Genomic DNA, 17,008 nt, shown 5'->3' with positions numbered 1-17,008 from the left:
CGGCACGTTTGCGCGAGCATGCGGAACGACCTTGGCGCGCCGCTTCGGAGAGGCCTGATGGATACGAGCCCCGAGCCCCGGCTGATCCTGCTGTGCGGACTCCCCGGTTCCGGGAAGACGACGCTGGCCAAGAGGCTGGCCGAAGAGATCCCGGCGGTGCGTCTGTGCCCGGACGAGTGGTTGGCCGCCCTCGGTGTCGACCTGTTCGACGAACCCGCACGCGACCGCCTTGAGCGGCGCTTCTGGCACCACACCCAGGACCTGCTGAGGCTCGGGCAGACGGTGATCCTGGAGTTCGGCTTCTGGGGCCGCGCTGAGCGGGACGAGAAGCGTGTGGCGGCGCGCGCACTCGGCGTTCCCGTCGAGCTCCACTACCTCGCCGTACCGATGGACGAGCTGCACCGCCGCCTCGAAGCCCGCAACCGGAAGGAGGCGCCCGGGACCGTCCCGATCAGCCACGAGCTGCTGGAGAAGTACGTGAACGTCTTCCAAGCACCCGACGCCGACGAGCTCCGCCTCTTCGACGCCCCCACCGGAGCGAAGTAGCGGCCCGCGGCCGTGCTTGTCAGTGCCCTCCCCGGGGACGACCTGGAACGCGCCCCCCCTGAAAGACCGCGAACCCGGGGGCAGAGGAGCCACAACGACGTCTCGCTCTGGTACGTCCTCAGCGCCGCCGCCGACACCATCACCTCCTACGACCAAGGCGAGTTCGAGGCGATCCGGTGGCTGACCGACTAGCAGGTGCTCGCGAAGCTGGAGCAGCGGCTCGCCCCCCCACGCACCGCTTCACTCACAAGCGGCGTCCAGGCCGAGGCCGTGGTGCATCTGGTCGGCGATCCAGGCGGTGTACTCCTGCTCGCTCCAGCCGCACCCTCGCACCAGGGACCGGTAGTGGGAAGGATCGTTGAACACCCATACGACGTCCACGGCGCGCTCGTGATCGAGTCCGGGCGGTCCGGGTGCGAGCCCCTCGATGTGGTCGATCACCATCGTGGCTCCGGCGCGCCGGTTGCGCTGCATCGTCCCCCACAGGTCGGCCAACTCGGGACCTTCGTCGGCCGCCCGACGGACCACCTCGAAGACTTCCGCGGCGCGCCCGCCGATGACGCGGCAGACCCCGGCATAGGCCTCGAGCACCGCGCGCGGCGTCCGCCCCTCCCACACCGGCCGGAACCATGCGCGCTCGGCGACCGGCACGGGCTCGTCGTCGCCCGCCAGCGCCTGGTCCACCACCTCGCGAAGCAACGCGGCCTTGGAGCCGAAGGCGGCGAAGACGGTCGGGCGCGCCACCGTGGCCTCCGTGGCGATGTCGGCGAAGGAGGTGGCCGCGTAGCCACGGGCGACGAAGAGCCGACTCGCCGCCGTGACGATCGCCTGCCGGGTCTGCCGGGCGCGCTCCTCGCGCAGCGGCGAGTCGTACCGACGCCGCCCGCCACCGGCCACACCCCTATTGACGCCCATAAACCGACATACTACCGTCATATTCACTAGACGTTGGTCTATCCAACTGGGAGGCGGCCATGCCCTCCGTCAACCATCCCTACGTCCTCGCGAACGCCGAGGGCGAGGCCCTGTGGTTCCTCGGCAACCTCGTCACCGTCAAGGCCGCGGGAGCGCAGACCCGGGGCCGCCTCACCGTGGCGGAATTCCTCAACCCGGCCGGCTTCGCGCCGCCCCTGCACCGTCACCTGGAGGAGGACGAGATGTTCTACGTCCTGTCGGGCACCGCCCGCTTCCTGTGTGACGGGCAGGAACTCGCCGCCGCCCCGGGGGACTTCGTACTCCTGCCCAGGGGGCTGCCCCACACGTTCGTGGTCGGCTCCGGGGAACCCCTGCGCTGCCTGCAGATCACCACACCGTCCGGGTTCGAGGATTTCGCCGCGGAAGCGGGCGCCCCGGCGCACGAGCGCCGGCTCCCCGACCCGGCCCCGCTCGACCCCGCGGCCCTCGGCCACACCGCGGCCCGCCACCACATCGAGATCCTCGGCCCACCTCCGGGCACCCACCCGGACGCATAGCCTCGTCGAGCGCGTTCGCTGACGAACGCGGTGAAGGTCGTAGAACGACCTGGCAGGTGGATGCCGTGGCTACTCGGTGTCGAGCTGGTGGTCGGACCAGACGTAGGTTTCCGGCAGCAGGTCGGCGACCGGGACGGTTCGGACGTGGTCGCCGTTGCCGACGATCACCTCGAGGGTGGGGAAGTAGTCGAAGAGGACCTGGCGGCAGCGGCCGCACGGGGGAACCACTCCGCGGTCCCGGTCGCCCACGGCGACGATCGTGTCCAGGTCGTAGGCGCCCTGGGCAGCCGCCGTACCGATGACGACCAGTTCGGCGCAGGGTCCGCCGGTGAAGTGGTAGGCGTTGACCGCGGTGACGATCCGGCCGTCCGCGGCGCGGGCCGCGGCTGCCATGGTGTGGTTGTCGCCCCGGCAGCGCGTGCGGGCGATCCGCGCGGCGGCCTCGATGAGTTCGTGGTCGACGGCGTGGGTCTGCGTGGTCATCTTCACTGCCTTCGTCAGGTGTCAGGCGACGTTCGCGCAGGTGACGGCGGTGCGCAAGCCAATATCAGCGTGCGCTCGTACCGTCAGCCGGTTCGTCCCTCGGCCTCGGTGGTGGCTTCGGCCGTCTCCTGGAAGGCGGTGATGGCCTCGCCGTTGTCCCTCGCCCAGACCGTCAGGACCTCGATGGGCTCGACGAGGGTCCGGCCGAGGTCGGTGAGGCGGTACTCGACGTGCCGCGGTGCTTCGGCGTGCCGTTCGAGCAGGCCGTATCGCTGGAGTCGGCGCAGTGTCTGGGTGAGGACCTTGCGGGAGATGCCGCCGATGAGGTCGACGAGCTCGCCGTGTCTGCGGGGCCCGCCGCTGAGTCCGTAGATCACGAGCACGGCCCACTTGTCGGAGATGATCTCGACCGCCAGGCGCGTGGGGCAGTCGGCGAGGAAGGAGGGGCCGGCCACGTTCTGCATGGGAATCGAAGGTACCAGGAGGTAACCGACGGCTTCGTAACGTCGTCCGCGAGCAACGAAACCAGCGCCAGATGCGGAGGATCCACCATGCAACGAGTCGTCGTGTTCGACGAGTTCGGCGGTCCGGAGGTCATGCACATCGTCGAGGAGCCGGTCGTCGAGCCCGCCGCCGGCGAGGTGCGCGTCAGGATCGAGGCGTTCGCCGTCAACCCGCTCGACCAGATGATGCGCTCGGGCACCTCGCCCGCGACCGTCCCCCTGCCCCACGCCCGTCTCGGCGTCGAAGGAACCGGCGTCGTCGACGCGTTGGGCCCCGACACCGCCGGGCTGAAGATCGGCGATCCCGTCATCCTCGCGGCCCTCCCGGACGCGAGTACCCGGGGCAGTTACGCCGGCTACACCACGCTCCCCGCGAGCCAGGTCGTCCCCCGCCCGGCCGGGCTCGGCGTCACGGAGGCGGCGGCTGTGTGGGTCGCGTACTCCACCGCCTACGGCGCGCTCGTCGAGAAGGCGGGCGTACGGCCCGGCGACCACGTCCTCGTCACCGCCGCGTCCGGCGGTGTCGGCCGGGCGGCGATGCAGATCGCCCGCCAGATCGGCGCCGTCCCCCTCGCCCTCACCCGGCACACCGCACGCAAGGACGAACTCCTCGCCGCCGGTGCCGCCGCCGTCATCGCCACCGACCAGGAGGACGTCGCCGAAGCCGTCCACCGCCACACCGACGGGGCCGGCGCCGACATCGTCCTCGACGTGGTCATGGGCCCCGGCCAGCAGGAGCTCCTGAAGGCGGCCCGCCCCGGCGGAACGCTGGTCGCCGCGGGCTTCCTGGACCCTCGGCCCACCCCGTTCCCGACCGGCACACCGCTGAGGATCTTCAGTTACCGGAGCTTCGAGCACACCCTCGACGCCACCGTGGTGAAACGCATGGCGGCCTTCCTGGGCGCCGGTGTGCGACTCGGTGCGCTGCGGCCCGCCGTCGACAAGGTGTTCGCCCTCGACGACGTCGTGGCCGCACACCGCCATCTCGAGACGGGCCCGCGCTCCGGGAAGATCGTCGTCACGGTCTAGCGGACCGGAGACGGAGGGACGGAGGGAGTCGTCTTCAGGAGCCGGTGGTCGTGCGGGCGTGCGGTGGGGTCCTGCGGTCCTCGTCCGGCGGCGGGCCGGCCGGTCCGGGCAGTCCGCCGAGGCCGGCTCCGGGCATCGCGCGCTCGGGATCCGACTCCGCGCTCTCGCCGAGGAAACCGCCCGACTGGTGCTGCCACAGCTTGGCGTAGGCACCGTTCGTCGCGAGCAGTTCCTCGTGGGAGCCCTGCTCGACGACGGTCCCGCGGTCGAGCACGACGAGACGGTCCATGCCGGCGACGGTGCTCAGGCGATGGGCGACGACCAGCGCCGTACGTCCGTCCATCAACCGCCACAGCGCGTCCTGGACGAGGATCTCGCTCTCCGAGTCCAGTGCGCTGGTCGCCTCGTCGAGCAGCAGGATCGGGGCGTCGCGCAGGATGGCCCTGGCGAGGGCGACGCGCTGGCGCTGGCCGCCCGAGAGTTTCACTCCCCGCTCGCCCACCAAGGTGTCGAAGCCGTCGGGGAGTTGCTCGGCGAACTCGGTGACGTGCGCGGCAGCGGCCGCCGCGTGGATCTCCTCGGCGGTGGCGCCGGGCCGGGCGAAGGCGATGTTGTCGCGCAGGCTGCGGTGGAACATGGCGGGTTCCTGCGGGACGTACGCGATCAGTGAGCGCAGGTCGGTCTGGCGGAGCCGGCTGATGTCCTGACCGCCGATGACGATGCGTCCGTCGTTGATGTCCGACATCCGCAGCAGGAGCCGGGTGAGGGTGGTCTTGCCGCCGCCGGACCTGCCGACCAGACCGATCCGGGCGCCCGCGGGCACGTCCAGGTCCAGTCCCCGGAAGATCGGCTTCGCGCCGGCGTGGGCGAAGGTCACCGCCTCGAAGCGGATGCCGGTGCCGCACGGGGCGAGCGGCTCCGGTTCCGCCGGGTCGAGCACGGTCGGCGGGTCCAGCAGCAGTTCCGTGAACTGCGCGGCCTCGGTCATCGAGCTTTCCAGACGCCGGTAGATCTGGTTGAACTCGAACATGATCTGGGTCGCGTTGGAGTAGTACGTGAAGGCGACCACGATCTCCTCCACGCCCTGGCCCGGGCCGCCGAGGGCGATCGCGACCACCAGGCCCAGCACGTTGGTCAGCACGGACATCGGGGCGATCAGGGTGTCGACGCGCAGGTTGCCGTAGTCCCACGACCTCAGTGTCAGACGCCGGGAGTCGGCGACACGGCTGCGGTGTTCGTCGGCCTCCCGGCGCTCGGCGGCGAACGCCCGGATGGTCTCCATGTTCATCAGGCTGTCGGCGACATGGCCGGAGACCCGCGCGAGCGCCGCCTCACGGTCGTTGACGAGCCTCTGCCGCCGCCGGATCAGGGGCGTCGCGGCCACCACGGTCAGCGCGATCATCACGAACAGGCCGACGACGAGCATCGGTTCGTAGCTCCACAGCACCACGGCACCGAACACCAGCGGGACGAGACTGCCCACGATCCGGTACGTCACGGTGTCGACGAAGTCCTCGAAGCGCTTGCCGAAGCTCAGCACCCGCTTGGTCAGGGAGCCGGCGAAGTTGTCGTGGAAGAACGCCGCGTCCTTGGCGAGGAGTTCGTCCATGCCGCTTACGTACAGGTGCTCCATGCCGAGGGCGTCCACCCGGTTCAGGCAGTGCTGCCCGATCCGCCACACGATCTCGGCGAGCAGCAGCGCCGCGCCGAAGCCCAGTACGTACGGCAGCGCCGAGCCGAGGGTGAGACCGCCCTCGCCGGAGGCCTGACCTGCCAGCTTGGCGATCAGCAGAGGGGCGACGTAGCGGGTGCCGATGTTGCCGAGAGCCGGCAGCAGCAGCGCGGGCAGCGCCAGTCGTCGTAGTCGCATCAGTTCCCTGCCGTAGCGGCGCAGCGCCAGAAGGACGGCGCTCCTTCCCGGCGTCGGCCCCTGTGTGTCTGTTGTCCCCATCACGCTCCCGGTGTTTGGAAGTCGGCAGTGTCCCGTCAGGGGAGGCACTCAGTCCAGGCATTTATCCCGGACCGGCGAAAACCGGACACCGCGGTACCTGGGTGGTCGGGTGTGCCGGGGGCGGCGCTCGGTGCGGTGAGGGTCAGGCCGGTCGGCTCGCGGTCGTGCGGGGCCCGTGGTCTTCGTAGCCTGAGCGGACACGGAGCACGCCCGCTGAGCCTGAACGGAAGGAAACACCGCTATGCGAGGAGCAGTCGCCCATCGTCCCTGCGAGGCGCACGCCGACCGGCAGGGCACGGAGGTGGTGGGGTCGTGAGCCGGATTCTGGTGACCGGGTCCGGCGACGGCCTGGGACGCGCCGCGGCGGACGCGCTGTTGTCCGCGGGGCACGACGTGGTGGTGCACGCCCGGAACGAGAAGCGCCTCGCGGGCCTCGCCCCGCTGCTCGACCGCGGTGCGCACCTCGTCGTGGGCGACTTCACCGAACGTGACGCCGTACGGCGGATCGCGGCCGAGCTGAACGACGCGGAGCCGCTCGACGCCGTCATCCACAACGCGGGCGTCTGGAGCGGGCCCGCGGTCATGCCGGTCAACATCATCGCGCCGTACCTGCTCACGGCGTTGCTTCCCAGCCCCCGCCGCCTGGTGTACCTGAGCAGCAACTCGCACTTCGGCGGGCGGCCCTCGCTCGACGGGGTCGACTGGTCGGGGAGGAGGGCGGGGTCGTACTCCGACAGCAAGCTGTTCGTCACCGCGCTCGCCGCCGCGGTCGCCCGGCTGCGCCCGGACGTGGTGAGCAACGCCGTCGACCCCGGATGGGTGCCGACCAGGATGGGCGGGCCCAGCGCGCCGGACGACCTGGAACTCGGCCATCGAACCCAGGAGTGGCTCGCCGCCGGCGACGACCCCGAGGCCCTGACCACGGGCGGGTACTGGTACCACCGCGAACGCGTGCAGCCGCACGCGGCGGTCCACGACGAAGCGTTCCAGGACCGCCTCCTGGAGGCACTGGCCAAGGAGACGGGCGCCGCGCTGTGAACGGCTCCGGACCCCCGGTGTGTCAGGACCCCGCGCGGAAGATGGCGTTCGAGGAGTTCCAGGCCCGGCAGGCGGATCTTGATGATCAGTGACGCGCCGACGGGCCGGAACGGGCCGGATCCGCCGCGACCGGCCGTAATTCGCTTGATCCCGTCACGCGACGTCGCTGCACTGTGCGAGGCACCGCGCATCGTGGTGCCGTGCACTTCGAGGAGGCGGCGGCAGCAATGGAGATACGTTCCACGACCGACGAGGACCTGGAGGTCTTCGTCGACACGGTCCATGCCGCGTTCGGGCGCTTCCCCGAGACCCCGGTCGACGGCGGCGGGCTGTGGTGGTCGGCGCTCGAGACGGACCGCTGTCTGCTCGCCCTGACGGCGGACGGGCGGCCCGTGGGCACCGCCGCCTCGTACCCCTTCGAACTCACCCTGCCCGGTGCGACCTTGGCCTCGGCCCCGGGCGTCACGGCCGTCGGCGTGCTGCCCTCGCACCGGCGCCAGGGCGTGCTCAGCGCGATGATGCGCCATCAGCTCGCCGAGTTCCGGGACCGCGGGGAGTTCCTGTCGGTGCTACTGGCCTCCGAGGCCACGATCTACGGCAGGTTCGGCTACGGGCCGGCCACCTACACGGGGCGGCTGACGGTGCCGCGCCGGCAGGCCCAGCTCAGCGCTCCCCGGGCGGGCCGAGCAGCCGACACCGGCTCGGTCGAGGTGCTGCGGCGCGCCGAGTGCGGCGAGCTCCTGGAAGAGGTCTACGACCGGTATCGCCGCGCCCAGCCCGGCGCACTGTCGCGCCCGCACCGCTGGTGGGCCCTGCGCGCCGGACAGCCGCCGATCGCACCGGCACCCCGCTACATCGCCGTTCACCGCGACGCCGACGGCGTACCGGACGGATACGCCAGCTACTCGCTCGGCGAGCACGAGACTCTGAAGGTCGACGAGACCATCACCGCCGACAGCGCCGTCTTCACCGCCCTGGCCCGGTTCCTGCTCGGCCACGACCTGGTCGGCAAGGTGGTGTTCCAGCACGTCCCGCCCCAGCATCCGCTGCGCTGGCAGCTCGCGGACTTCCGCGCCGGCGAGGCGGGCGGCGACACGGACTGGTTGTGGGTGCGGCTGCTGGACGTCCCGCGTGCGCTGACCGCGCGCGGCTGGTTCACGGACGGCGAGCTCGTCCTCGACGTCGAGGACCCGTTCCTCGCGGAGCGGGGCCGCTGGCTGCTGACCGTCTCCGGGGGCAAGGCCGACTGCGTTCCGACGGACCGGGCGCCCGACCTCTCCCTGGACGTCCGCGATCTGGGCTCGATCTATCTCGGCGGCACCGCCCCGAGCACGCTCGTCCATGCCGGACACATCCGGGCCCACCATGCCGACGCGGCCCCGCTCGCCGACGCCCTGTTCCGCGGCGACCAACTCCCGCACTGCCTGCACTGGTTCTGAGCGGATCCGGTGCCCGCGTTCAACCGATCGGTTGAACGCGGCTTCCACCCCTCGGACTTCTCCTCTCTCCGAACGGACGACGCGGAACCCGGGCCGCCGACAGCAGACTGACCATGGCCCGTGGCGCCCGGGCTCCCACCCCCCGATCAGAGAGGTCCCCTTCGCATGTCCACTCTTCCCAGCAGAAGGCGTGTCCTGTCCGTCGGCGCCGGCGCCGCCCTCGGTGCGGGCGTGTTCGGCGCCTCGGCGGTCCCGGCGGCGGCCACTCCCACGGCGTCCCGGCAGCGGACCGGGCCCGAGGAGACCCGGACGCTGGACGAGTTGTACCAGGCCGCGCTGGCCGAGGGCGGGAAGCTGGTCATCTACGCGGGCGGCGACACCCCGACCCAACAGGACGGCACCAAGGCCGCGTTCAAGGCCCGCTTCCCCGACATCGACCTGACGCTCGTCGTCGACTACAGCAAGTACCACGACGTCCGGGTGGACAACCAGTTCGCCACCGACACCCTCGTACCCGACGTCGTACAGCTGCAGACGGTGCAGGACTTCGTCCGCTGGAAGGAGCAGGGCCGGCTGCTGCACTACAAGCCGTCCGGCTTCTCGAAGGTGTACGACGCCTTCAAGGACCCCCAGGGCGCGTGGGTGGCCGGCGGCGTGATCGCCTTCAGCTTCCTGTACGGCACCGCCGCGGTCGGCTCCGACGCCCCGCGCAGCCCGCTGGACCTGGTCGACCCGAAGTGGAAGGGCCAGATCGCCTCGTCGTACCCGCACGACGACGACGCCGTCCTCTACCTCTACAGCCTCTACGCCCGGCAGTACGGCTGGGAGTGGGTGGCCAGGCTCGCCGCCCAGGACGTGCGGTTCGCCCGCGGCAGCAACTCCCCCGGCGACGCGGTCCGCTTGGGGCAGAAGGCGATCGGCATCGGTACCTCGGGCTCGGCGCTGCCCTCCCCCTCGTCCCCCGTGCAGTCCGTGATCACGGACGGGCACCCCTTCATGGGCTGGGGCCAGCGCGTGGCCATCCTCAAGGAGGCCAGGAACACGACGGCGGCCAAGCTGTTCCTCAACTGGCTGCTGTCGACCGAGCGGCAGAAGGGCTCCTTCAACGGCTGGTCGGTGCGCACCGACATCGCTCCCCCGGCCGGGCTGAAGCCGATCTGGGAGTACCCCGAGGCCCATGTGGACGGCTTCCCCCGCTTCATGGCCGACCGCGCCGCGGTGGAGCGCTGGAAGCAGACCTTCGCCCTGTACTTCGGCGAGGTCAAGGGCGATCCCACCCCCGGCTGGCTCGGCCTTCACCCCGGGGCCTGACACGAGGCGGTGCCGCCCCAGCTCGGTGCAGGGGCGGCACCGCTCTTCACATCAGCCCTACAGGCAGCGGATAAACTCGGCCTCCCTGTCCCGGTGGATCATTCGTCCAGGGGGTAAGCCGTTGTCCGACCTGGACGCCGTGCCCGCTCGCATGTCGGGCCGCCTCACTCGTGTCGCCGCGCGGCAGCTGCCACACCTGGTGTTCTTCCTCGTCGTCGGGGTCGCGCTGATCCGACTGGTCCGGCTGAACATCCCGCTGTGCTGGGAGATCGTGACGATCAGCGGGCTGCTCGCGGTGACGTACGCGGTCGGCCTGGCGTCGTGGACGGTGCTGGGTCCGCGCGGCCGTGCGCTCTGGGTCGCCCTGCTCGTCGGGGAGTGGGCGACCCTCGTCTTTCTCGCCCCGCCGCCGTTCACGGGCTCCTACGTGTGGTGTGCCGTGCCGCTGGCCGTGGTCGCGCTGCGCACGCTCGGTCCCAGGTCCGTCGCGGTCGCCGTGCTGGCGATCACTGTCGTCCTGCTCGGCCAGCTCACCCGCGACGCCGGGGGATTCGACCCGGAGCTGGTACTCGTCCCGGTCGCCGCGGTCTGGGGCACGGTCGCCGTGCACCGGACGTTGCAGCGGACCCTTGCGGAGCGGCAGCGGCTGGTGGAGGAGCTGCGCGGCACACGGGACTCGCTGGCCGAGGAGAGGCACCGCACGGGTGTCCTGGAGGAACGCGCGCGCATCGCCCGGGACCTGCACGACACGCTCGCCCAGGAGCTGTCCGGCAGCCTGATGCTGCTGCGGGCGGCCGAGCGCGACTGGCACGAGCGACCCGACGTGGCGCACACCCGGGTGCGCGCGGTCGTCGAGGGGCTGGACGTCGGCCTCGTGGAGACCCGGCGGATCATCCGGGACCTCACCCCCGCCCCGGTCACGCAGGCCGGACTCGAGGACTCGCTGCGACTGCTGTGCGCCCGCGCCCAGTTGGAGGGAGCCGCGGCCGACGTGGAGTTCCGCACCGTGGGCAGCCGGCGTCCCGAGCTGGACGAGGAGACGGCGACCACCGTGTTCCGCGTGGCGCACAGCATGGTCGCGAACGCCCGTGAGCACGCCCATGCCAGTCGGCTGCTGGTGACACTGCGCCATCATCCGGACCGCGTCGAGCTGGACGTGCGGGACGACGGCGTCGGCTTCGCGCCGGCCGACACCGGTACGCCGTCCGGGTCCGGCCGCGGTCTCGGTCTCCCCTCGGCCCGCGCCCGGCTGCGGGAGCACGGGGGTGACCTCGCCGTCGAGAGCCGGCCCGGCCGCGGCACCCGGGTCCGCGCCACCGTGCCCACCCGCCACCGCCCGGCCGCCGTCACGGCCCAGCCGCTCACCTCGGCGGTCCCCCGATGACACCCGCCCCGCTGCGTCTGCTGATCGCCGACGACCACGCGGTCGTCCGCGCGGGGCTACGGGCCCTGCTGGAGGGCGCCGCGGACCTCGACGTCGTCGCGGAGGCGCACAGTGGGGAACAGGCGGTCCGGCTCGCGCTCGAACTGAGGCCGGACGTCGTCCTGATGGACCTCCGCTTCGCCCACGGCGACGGCGGCATGGACGGCGTGGAAGCGGTACGCCGACTGGCGTCGGCGGCGCCGGGGCTGCCGGTGGTGATGCTCACCAGCTATTCCGGACGCGCCGACGTCGTACGGGCGTTGGAGGCCGGGGCCCGCGGTTACGTCCTCAAGGCCGGTCCGCCCGACGAGCTCTTCCGTGCCGTGCGCAGCGCCGGTGCGGGCGGCATCGGGCTCGCGGCCGAGCTGGTCGGCCATCTGGTCGGCCAAGTCGTCAGCCCCGCGGCGGAACTGACGCGGCGTGAGACGGAGGTCGTCCGGCTGATGGCCGACGGGCACAGCAACCGCTCCATCGCGCTGTCCCTGCATCTGAGCGAGGCGACGATCAAGACCCACCTGATCCGGATCTACCGCAAGCTCGGCGTGGACAACAGAGCGGCCGCGGTGTCCGAAGCCATGCGTCGCGGGCTGCTGGAACTCACCTGAGGACCGGGACGTGGCCCGTGCTAACGGGCGCCCTGGATGTGGAAGTTGAAGTCGGCGTGGCCGAGCGTGCCCATCAGGCGCAGCCAGATCGGCAGCAGCATCTCGGTGCCGCGGGCGGTCTCGATGCCGCCGAGGTCGATGACACTGTGCTCGGGCCAGCCGAAGGACACCAGCAGCTCGGTGACCTGCTTCTTGGCGCCGGTGTCCGCGCCGGAGACGAACACGTTGTGTTCCCCGGCCACACGCGTGGGCTCGACCATGACCGCGCAGGTCATGGTGTTGAGGGTCTTGACGACCTTCGCCTCGGGGAAGGCGCGCTGGATCTGCTCGCCGAGGCTGTCGGTGTTGACGGGGTCGAGCGTGGGCGGCATACCGGCGGAGAAGTCCAGCGGGTTGGCGACGTCGATGACGACCTTGCCCGCCAGGTTCGCGCTGCCCGCCGCGTCCAGGGCCGTCAGGGCGGCGGTACCGGCGGTGGTGTTGACGATCGTCTCGCCGAGGGCGGCGGCCTCCGCGAACGGCTTCAGCAGCACGTCGGCGTGGTCGGCCTGCCAGACGGCGTACGGCGGGTTGCCCATGCCGTCGGGGTCGGTGCGGGCGAGGGTGGCCTGCGGGTCACGGGTTCCGATGACCACCTCATGGCCGAGTGACGCGAGCTTGGCGGCGATCGTACGGCCGACGATGCCGGTGCCGAGAACGGCGTAGCGCATGAGGTTCGGTCCTTCCGCGATGTGGCCGGACGGCGAAGATGCGGCCGGCTCCCGGGATGAACCTAGACCGAGTCGTCCGGTATTCCCACCCACCGGACGACTCGCCCCCGGGCGGTCAGGCCGCCAGTGTCCTGTCCTCGTGCGCGGCGCTCTCGGCGCGCGCGCCGTACCGCAGCAGCAGCGCGTCCGCCGCGGCCAGGGCCTCGTCGGCGGTGCGGGCGCCGGTCAGTACGCAGAGGGTGTACGTGGCGTCCTCCAGCGCGCGGCCGCACCGCCTGCCGCCCGACGCGTCGTACTCGATGCGGGCCTCGGCGAAACGCGCCAGCGCGGTCCGCAGTTCTCTCTCAGCCGGAAGGATCATCGCGAGTCCCCTCTTCACCTGTAGCCCTCTGACACCGCCGCCCGACACCCCGTGCCGCCCGGCAGACACCAAGTGCCCCGCGGTGAAGGATCTACGCCCTCAGGTACAGGTAACGCTCAGGTCACGAATCCGGCGGGCGGGCTTCCGCGCCCTTCTGGGGAGGGCCTGTTCGCCGCGTTCGTCGGCGGCGTCGACGTCCGATGTCCCACCCGTCCCTCGGGCCTGGATATTCTCTGCCGATGTCGAACAAGTCAGTGGCGGTGGGGGTCACGCTCGCCGGCGTGATGGCGCACTGCGGCGGAAGCCCGGCCGGTGCCGTGAGGTTCCTGGTCGGCGCGGTCGCCTCGGCGCCGGACGCCCCGGAGCCGTACGCGGCCCTCGCCGAGCTGTGGCGGGACCGGCGCTCGGAGCTCGAAGAGGATGTCCGGCGGGACTCCTCCCTGAGCGCCGTGGTGGCGCAGGCGTACTTCTTCTTCCTCGACGGGGAGATGGACGACGCGGTGATGGCGCTCGGCTCGGCCACCGGCGCGCGCCCCGACGTCGCGTGGGGCGCCGCCCCGTGGTTCGGCGATGCCCAGCTGCTCGGCGCCGTGCGTGCCGAGGCCATGGCGGAGGCGTGTCTGCGGACCTTGGACTACGGCCACGACCTCGACTCCGACGCCATGCGCGAGCGGTTCACCCCCTGGTTCCGAGCCATCGACGTCGTCTCGGCACGCAGTCCCGTACCGGAGTCCCTGGCCTCCATGGCCCGGCTGCCGCGGGCCTGCGGCCGCTACGACCTGGCCTTCGCCGTGTGCGACCGTGCCCTCGAACCCGCCATGTGGACCGAGGTCGCGCGAGCAGCCACCTGGCGGGTGATGGGCCGTTTGGACCAGGCCGCGACCGCCTTCGAACGGGCGCTGGCCCTGGAACCCGACAACTGGTCGGTCCATCTGGACCTCGCCGACGTACGTGCCGAGCAAGGCGACTTCGCCGGGGCCGCCGCCCAGGCCGAGCAGGGTCTGGCCCACGCGCCCGGCGAAGCCTCCCTGCGCGCCGCGGCTGCCGCCTACCGCACCCGCCGGTCCGGCTCGTCCGACGATCTCCGCGCGCTGATCGCACTCGCGCCGCAGGTCCCGAGCCCCGGCTACCGCGCCCTCCTGATCGACCACGCGTGCGCGGCGGAGGGACTGCCCCGCGAACTGGTGGCGGAGGCGCGGCGCGCAACGCGCCAGGCCTGAACACGGGGACGGGCGAAGATCCCGTCCGGCGTCCCGTCCTACGCCGGGATCATGACGGTGAGCCACTGCGCGTCGCGGGGGCGGTAGCCATGACGTTCCATCAGGCCCGCCACGATCGCCGGGACATGGCCGGCGCCGTACACGACGGCCACCCGGATCGGCTCGTCGCCGCGCTCGGCGTAGATCTCGCCGAGCGCGGCGAGCAGCCGTGCGTCGCGCCGGTCGCTCATGGCGTGTTCGATGGGATCGTCTGCCAGCCATTCCGCCCGCAGCGTGGTCGGCAGGTCGTCGACCGCCATGTCCTCGTCGAGGAAGGCGCGCGGACCGCGCAGCGCGAACACCAGGCCCATCACCGGAGCCGCGATCAGCAGGAGCAGATGCATCCACCGCGGCAGGGTCTTCAGGTCCGCGATCGCCTCCGCCGCGGTCACGTCCGGGTTGATCACCGGTACGGAGTCCGGGATCAGCGTCTCGTAGCGCTGCTCCTCCAGGCCGTTGCGCTTGCGGCGCGGGGCGAACCGGTAGGCGAGGGTGAGGGCGCTCACCCCGGCCGACCTCCCCCTGATGCCCTCCAGCACGATGAGGTCGCACTCTTTCAGCCTGCCGCGCACCTGGGAGTAGAAGGTCGGCGAGGCGACATGCAGCATCGGGAAGACCACGAACTCGAGCGGCTTGTCGCGCCGCCGCATGGTGATCACCGCGGATCTGACGGCATACCCGGTCACTTCGATGATCTGCATCGTCGCCCCCCGTGCCCCTCGGTCGTCCCCCTGACGCCCGTATTCAGGACACGTGCCCGCCCCGGGGCACGGTTCCCTCCGGCGGGTCGGTCAGCGGCGGATGAGGCCGAGGTGGGCGGCGGCCGCGACGGCGGCCGTACGGGAGTCGACGTCGAGCTTGGTGTAGACGCGGGCCAGGTGGGACTTGACCGTTCCCTCGGTGAGGTGCAGGCGCCGGCCGATGGCCTGGTTGGACAGCCCCTCGGCGACCAGCACCAGGACCTCCGTCTCCCGCCGGGTCAGCGTGGTGCCGGGCGTGCGCAGCCGGTTCATGAGCCGCTCCGCGACGGCGGGCGCCAGCGTGGTGCGTCCGGCGGCTGCGGTGCGCACGGCGGCGGCCAGGTCCTCGGGCGGGGCGTCCTTGAGGAGGTAGCCGGTCGCGCCGGCCTCGATGGCGGGCAGGGTGTCCGCGTCGGAGTCGTAGGTGGTGACGATCAGCACGCGTGGGGCGCCGGGCCGTGCGGTGATCCGTGCGGTGGCCTCGGCCCCGTTCATGCCCTTGCCGAACTGGAGGTCCATGAGTACGACGTCGATGTCGCCCGCGCCGGCCCGCTCGACGGCGTCTTCGGCGGTGGCCGCCTCGGCCGCCACCAGCAGGCCGGGTTCGGTCTCGAGTACGGCACGCAGTCCGGCGCGGACCACCGGGTGGTCGTCGGCGAGCAGCAGCCGGATGGGGGCGGCGGTCACGGGCAGGCCCCGGTTTCGGTTACCGCCCCAGACTCGGGCTCGGGCTGCCCCGCCCCAGACTCGGGCTCCGGCCGAGACTCAGGCGCGACCGCGCACTCGACTGCCAGCCCGGCCTCCGTCTCCGTCTCCGTCTCCGTCGCCCCGAGCCCGGTCCGCGGCAACCGAGCAGCCAGCAGCGTGCCCTGGCCGGGGTCCGACTCGACGGTCAGAGTCCCGCCCAGCGCGTGTGTGCGGGTACGCATCGCGGCCAGCCCGAAGCCGCCGCCCTCGGGGTCCGGCCCGGTCGGGCGGGCTGGGTCGAACCCGATGCCGTCGTCGATGACGGTGAGGGTGACCTGGTCACCGCGGTAGGCGAGGGTGATCTCGCTCGTCGTGGCGCGGGCGTGGCGGACGGTGTTCCCGAGGGCGGACTGGGCGATGCGCAGCAGGGCGACCTCGTGCTCGGTCGGCAGGGGGGCCGGGTCGCCGGTGAGGTGGAAGCGGGCGGTCAGCGGGTGGCGGGCATCGGTGGTGGCGCACAGCCGTTCCAGGGCGCCGGCCAGCGTGGTGCCGTCCAGGGCGGGTGGGGTGAGGGCGGCGACGAAGCGGCGGGCCTCGGCGAGGTCGTCCTGCGCGGCCTGCCGGGCCGCCACCACATGACGGGCCGCCAGTTCGGGCCGTCCGGGAAGGGCGCGCTCGGCGGCGTGCAGCAGCAACTGGATGCTGGACAGGCCCTGGGCGAGGGTGTCGTGGATCTCGCGCGCGAGGCGTTCGCGTTCGGCCAGGACACCGGCCGTGTGCTCGGCCCGGGCCAGCTCGGCACGGGTGGTGGTGAGCTCCTCGATCAGCCGTCTGCGCTGCTCGCTCTCCTGGTACAGGGCCTCGTACCCCCACACCACGGCCACCGCGACCGCGGCCCCGAGGCCGGGGCCGATGGCCATGGCCGGGCTGAAGGAACCCTGGTGCGCGGCGAAAGCGACGACCGCGGCGAGCGCCGTCGCGGTCACGGCGAGCAGCGCGGGTCGGCGCGGCAGCAGGTGGAGCTGGAGGAAGTACAGGGGGAACGCCACCCACACGGCATCGCCGGTCAGTACCAGCAGCACCAGCCACGCGCCGCCCACCGCGGCCAGCCACCAGCCGGCCGCCCGCCGGGACAGCCGCACCCGGGGCAGCATCGGCCCGGCCGCGTACAGCAGTGCGCACACCGCCGTCACGGCGACGATCAGGACGGCGTGCGGGCTGCTGTCGGCCACGGCACGGGTGGCGACCAGGGCGAGCAAACCGACGGTCAGCAGGTGCAGGCACCAGGTCAGGGCCCGGGTGGTCGGGGTGAGAGCGGGGGCGGCGGTGTTCACAGTCCTTCCAGACTAAGGAAGCCGGACCGCTGTCGGCCTCCATCGAAAGTTACAACCCGGGTGCCGCCTTGCGATCCGTGGACTGCTCTCCCCCGCCAGAGGTGCGCGCAGGGGGCT

Annotated in this window: 19 protein-coding genes; 10 read left to right on the top strand and 9 right to left on the bottom strand. The window is 72.1% G+C overall.

Annotated features, from left to right (window positions below; all coding sequences use genetic code 11):
* Positions 1-57 precede the first annotated feature (57 nt).
* Both EJC51_RS42965 and EJC51_RS42960 read left to right on the top strand, forming a co-directional pair.
* The gene (locus EJC51_RS42965) at positions 58-546 is read left to right on the top strand and encodes a P-loop nucleotide/nucleoside kinase family protein (RefSeq protein ID WP_126276068.1); all 489 of its coding nucleotides are present in this window, start codon (positions 58-60) and stop codon (positions 544-546) included.
* Between the two features lie 12 nt (positions 547-558).
* Entirely contained in the window at positions 559-738 is a 180-nt protein-coding gene (locus EJC51_RS42960; RefSeq protein WP_126276067.1) for a hypothetical protein, read from the top strand.
* A gap of 48 nt (positions 739-786) precedes the next feature.
* On the opposite strand, the gene EJC51_RS42955 is transcribed toward EJC51_RS42960, so the two are convergent.
* Positions 787-1,461 (bottom strand): TetR/AcrR family transcriptional regulator, encoded by a 675-nt coding sequence (locus EJC51_RS42955; protein WP_126276066.1) that lies wholly within the window; start codon positions 1,459-1,461, stop codon positions 787-789.
* Between the two features lie 59 nt (positions 1,462-1,520).
* On the opposite strand from EJC51_RS42955, the gene EJC51_RS42950 reads away from it, so the two are divergent.
* Positions 1,521-2,018, top strand: a complete 498-nt coding sequence (locus EJC51_RS42950) for a quercetin 2,3-dioxygenase (protein ID WP_126276065.1) — start codon at positions 1,521-1,523, stop codon at positions 2,016-2,018.
* 69 nt (positions 2,019-2,087) lie between these two features.
* Here the strand turns inward: EJC51_RS42950 and EJC51_RS42945 are convergent, their stop codons facing one another.
* Together EJC51_RS42945 and EJC51_RS42940 are read right to left on the bottom strand one after the other, a co-directional pair.
* Positions 2,088-2,501 carry a cytidine/deoxycytidylate deaminase family protein gene (locus EJC51_RS42945; RefSeq protein ID WP_126276064.1) on the bottom strand — a complete coding sequence of 138 codons (414 nt, stop codon included), beginning with the start codon at positions 2,499-2,501 and terminating at the stop codon, positions 2,088-2,090.
* A gap of 83 nt (positions 2,502-2,584) precedes the next feature.
* On the bottom strand, positions 2,585-2,965 hold the full coding sequence (locus EJC51_RS42940) for a winged helix-turn-helix transcriptional regulator (protein ID WP_126276063.1): 381 nt from the start codon (positions 2,963-2,965) through the stop codon (positions 2,585-2,587).
* Positions 2,966-3,052: 87 nt separating this feature from the next.
* Here EJC51_RS42940 and EJC51_RS42935 point away from each other — a divergent pair, with 87 nt between their 5' ends.
* Positions 3,053-4,033 (top strand): zinc-dependent alcohol dehydrogenase family protein, encoded by a 981-nt coding sequence (locus EJC51_RS42935; RefSeq protein ID WP_126276062.1) that lies wholly within the window; start codon positions 3,053-3,055, stop codon positions 4,031-4,033.
* Positions 4,034-4,067: 34 nt separating this feature from the next.
* Here EJC51_RS42935 and EJC51_RS42930 read toward each other — a convergent pair whose 3' ends face one another.
* Positions 4,068-5,984 (bottom strand): ABC transporter ATP-binding protein, encoded by a 1,917-nt coding sequence (locus EJC51_RS42930; RefSeq protein ID WP_126276061.1) that lies wholly within the window; start codon positions 5,982-5,984, stop codon positions 4,068-4,070.
* A 312-nt stretch (positions 5,985-6,296) separates the two neighbouring features.
* On the opposite strand from EJC51_RS42930, the gene EJC51_RS42925 reads away from it, so the two are divergent.
* From EJC51_RS42925 to EJC51_RS42905, 5 genes are all read left to right on the top strand, one after another.
* Positions 6,297-7,022 carry an SDR family NAD(P)-dependent oxidoreductase gene (locus EJC51_RS42925; protein ID WP_126276060.1) on the top strand — a complete coding sequence of 242 codons (726 nt, stop codon included), beginning with the start codon at positions 6,297-6,299 and terminating at the stop codon, positions 7,020-7,022.
* Between the two features lie 227 nt (positions 7,023-7,249).
* Entirely contained in the window at positions 7,250-8,461 is a 1,212-nt protein-coding gene (locus EJC51_RS42920; RefSeq protein WP_126276059.1) for a GNAT family N-acetyltransferase, read from the top strand.
* Positions 8,462-8,626: 165 nt separating this feature from the next.
* On the top strand, positions 8,627-9,772 hold the full coding sequence (locus tag EJC51_RS42915; protein ID WP_126276058.1) for an ABC transporter substrate-binding protein: 1,146 nt from the start codon (positions 8,627-8,629) through the stop codon (positions 9,770-9,772).
* Positions 9,773-9,893: 121 nt separating this feature from the next.
* On the top strand, positions 9,894-11,156 hold the full coding sequence (locus EJC51_RS42910; protein WP_244363118.1) for a sensor histidine kinase: 1,263 nt from the start codon (positions 9,894-9,896) through the stop codon (positions 11,154-11,156).
* Entirely contained in the window at positions 11,153-11,800 is a 648-nt protein-coding gene (locus EJC51_RS42905; RefSeq protein ID WP_126276057.1) for a response regulator transcription factor, read from the top strand. Before EJC51_RS42910 ends, EJC51_RS42905 begins: the two co-directional genes overlap by 4 nt.
* A 20-nt stretch (positions 11,801-11,820) precedes the next feature.
* On the opposite strand, the gene EJC51_RS42900 is transcribed toward EJC51_RS42905, so the two are convergent.
* Together EJC51_RS42900 and EJC51_RS42895 are read right to left on the bottom strand one after the other, a co-directional pair.
* A complete protein-coding gene (locus tag EJC51_RS42900) occupies positions 11,821-12,510 on the bottom strand; it encodes an NADPH-dependent F420 reductase (RefSeq protein WP_126276056.1) in 690 nt (229 codons plus the stop codon).
* Positions 12,511-12,625: 115 nt separating this feature from the next.
* Positions 12,626-12,871 (bottom strand): DUF5133 domain-containing protein, encoded by a 246-nt coding sequence (locus EJC51_RS42895; protein ID WP_126276055.1) that lies wholly within the window; start codon positions 12,869-12,871, stop codon positions 12,626-12,628.
* 239 nt (positions 12,872-13,110) lie between these two features.
* On the opposite strand from EJC51_RS42895, the gene EJC51_RS42890 reads away from it, so the two are divergent.
* On the top strand, positions 13,111-14,091 hold the full coding sequence (locus EJC51_RS42890; protein WP_126276054.1) for a tetratricopeptide repeat protein: 981 nt from the start codon (positions 13,111-13,113) through the stop codon (positions 14,089-14,091).
* 38 nt (positions 14,092-14,129) lie between these two features.
* Here the strand turns inward: EJC51_RS42890 and EJC51_RS42885 are convergent, their stop codons facing one another.
* The 3 genes from EJC51_RS42885 to EJC51_RS42875 all read right to left on the bottom strand — a co-directional run bounded on the left by EJC51_RS42885 (position 14,130) and on the right by EJC51_RS42875 (position 16,891).
* Positions 14,130-14,831 carry a hypothetical protein gene (locus EJC51_RS42885; RefSeq protein ID WP_126276053.1) on the bottom strand — a complete coding sequence of 234 codons (702 nt, stop codon included), beginning with the start codon at positions 14,829-14,831 and terminating at the stop codon, positions 14,130-14,132.
* Between the two features lie 90 nt (positions 14,832-14,921).
* The gene (locus EJC51_RS42880) at positions 14,922-15,557 is read right to left on the bottom strand and encodes a response regulator (protein ID WP_126276052.1); all 636 of its coding nucleotides are present in this window, start codon (positions 15,555-15,557) and stop codon (positions 14,922-14,924) included.
* Entirely contained in the window at positions 15,554-16,891 is a 1,338-nt protein-coding gene (locus tag EJC51_RS42875; RefSeq protein ID WP_126276051.1) for a sensor histidine kinase, read from the bottom strand. Before EJC51_RS42875 ends, EJC51_RS42880 begins: the two co-directional genes overlap by 4 nt.
* Positions 16,892-17,008 lie beyond the last annotated feature (117 nt).

This window comes from Streptomyces aquilus (assembly GCF_003955715.1).
In the GTDB taxonomy this organism is placed as follows: Bacteria; Actinomycetota; Actinomycetes; order Streptomycetales; family Streptomycetaceae; genus Streptomyces; species Streptomyces aquilus.
This window is presented reverse-complemented; position numbering and strand designations above follow the sequence as displayed.

What these genes read in the sequence shown, in the direction of transcription:
- EJC51_RS42955 (WP_126276066.1), bottom strand. Translation starts at nt 1,461, where the DNA reads ATGGGCGTCAATAGGGGTGTGGCCGGTGGCGGGCGGCGTCGGTACGAC.
- EJC51_RS42900 (WP_126276056.1), bottom strand. Translation starts at nt 12,510, where the DNA reads ATGCGCTACGCCGTTCTCGGCACCGGCATCGTCGGCCGTACGATCGCC.
- EJC51_RS42890 (WP_126276054.1), top strand. Translation starts at nt 13,111, where the DNA reads ATGTCGAACAAGTCAGTGGCGGTGGGGGTCACGCTCGCCGGCGTGATG.
- EJC51_RS42895 (WP_126276055.1), bottom strand. Translation starts at nt 12,871, where the DNA reads ATGATCCTTCCGGCTGAGAGAGAACTGCGGACCGCGCTGGCGCGTTTC.
- EJC51_RS42930 (WP_126276061.1), bottom strand. Translation starts at nt 5,984, where the DNA reads ATGGGGACAACAGACACACAGGGGCCGACGCCGGGAAGGAGCGCCGTC.
- EJC51_RS42945 (WP_126276064.1), bottom strand. Translation starts at nt 2,501, where the DNA reads ATGACCACGCAGACCCACGCCGTCGACCACGAACTCATCGAGGCCGCC.
- EJC51_RS42885 (WP_126276053.1), bottom strand. Translation starts at nt 14,831, where the DNA reads ATGCAGATCATCGAAGTGACCGGGTATGCCGTCAGATCCGCGGTGATC.
- EJC51_RS42915 (WP_126276058.1), top strand. Translation starts at nt 8,627, where the DNA reads ATGTCCACTCTTCCCAGCAGAAGGCGTGTCCTGTCCGTCGGCGCCGGC.
- EJC51_RS42935 (WP_126276062.1), top strand. Translation starts at nt 3,053, where the DNA reads ATGCAACGAGTCGTCGTGTTCGACGAGTTCGGCGGTCCGGAGGTCATG.
- EJC51_RS42940 (WP_126276063.1), bottom strand. Translation starts at nt 2,965, where the DNA reads ATGCAGAACGTGGCCGGCCCCTCCTTCCTCGCCGACTGCCCCACGCGC.
- EJC51_RS42965 (WP_126276068.1), top strand. Translation starts at nt 58, where the DNA reads ATGGATACGAGCCCCGAGCCCCGGCTGATCCTGCTGTGCGGACTCCCC.
- EJC51_RS42905 (WP_126276057.1), top strand. Translation starts at nt 11,153, where the DNA reads ATGACACCCGCCCCGCTGCGTCTGCTGATCGCCGACGACCACGCGGTC.
- EJC51_RS42950 (WP_126276065.1), top strand. Translation starts at nt 1,521, where the DNA reads ATGCCCTCCGTCAACCATCCCTACGTCCTCGCGAACGCCGAGGGCGAG.
- EJC51_RS42920 (WP_126276059.1), top strand. Translation starts at nt 7,250, where the DNA reads ATGGAGATACGTTCCACGACCGACGAGGACCTGGAGGTCTTCGTCGAC.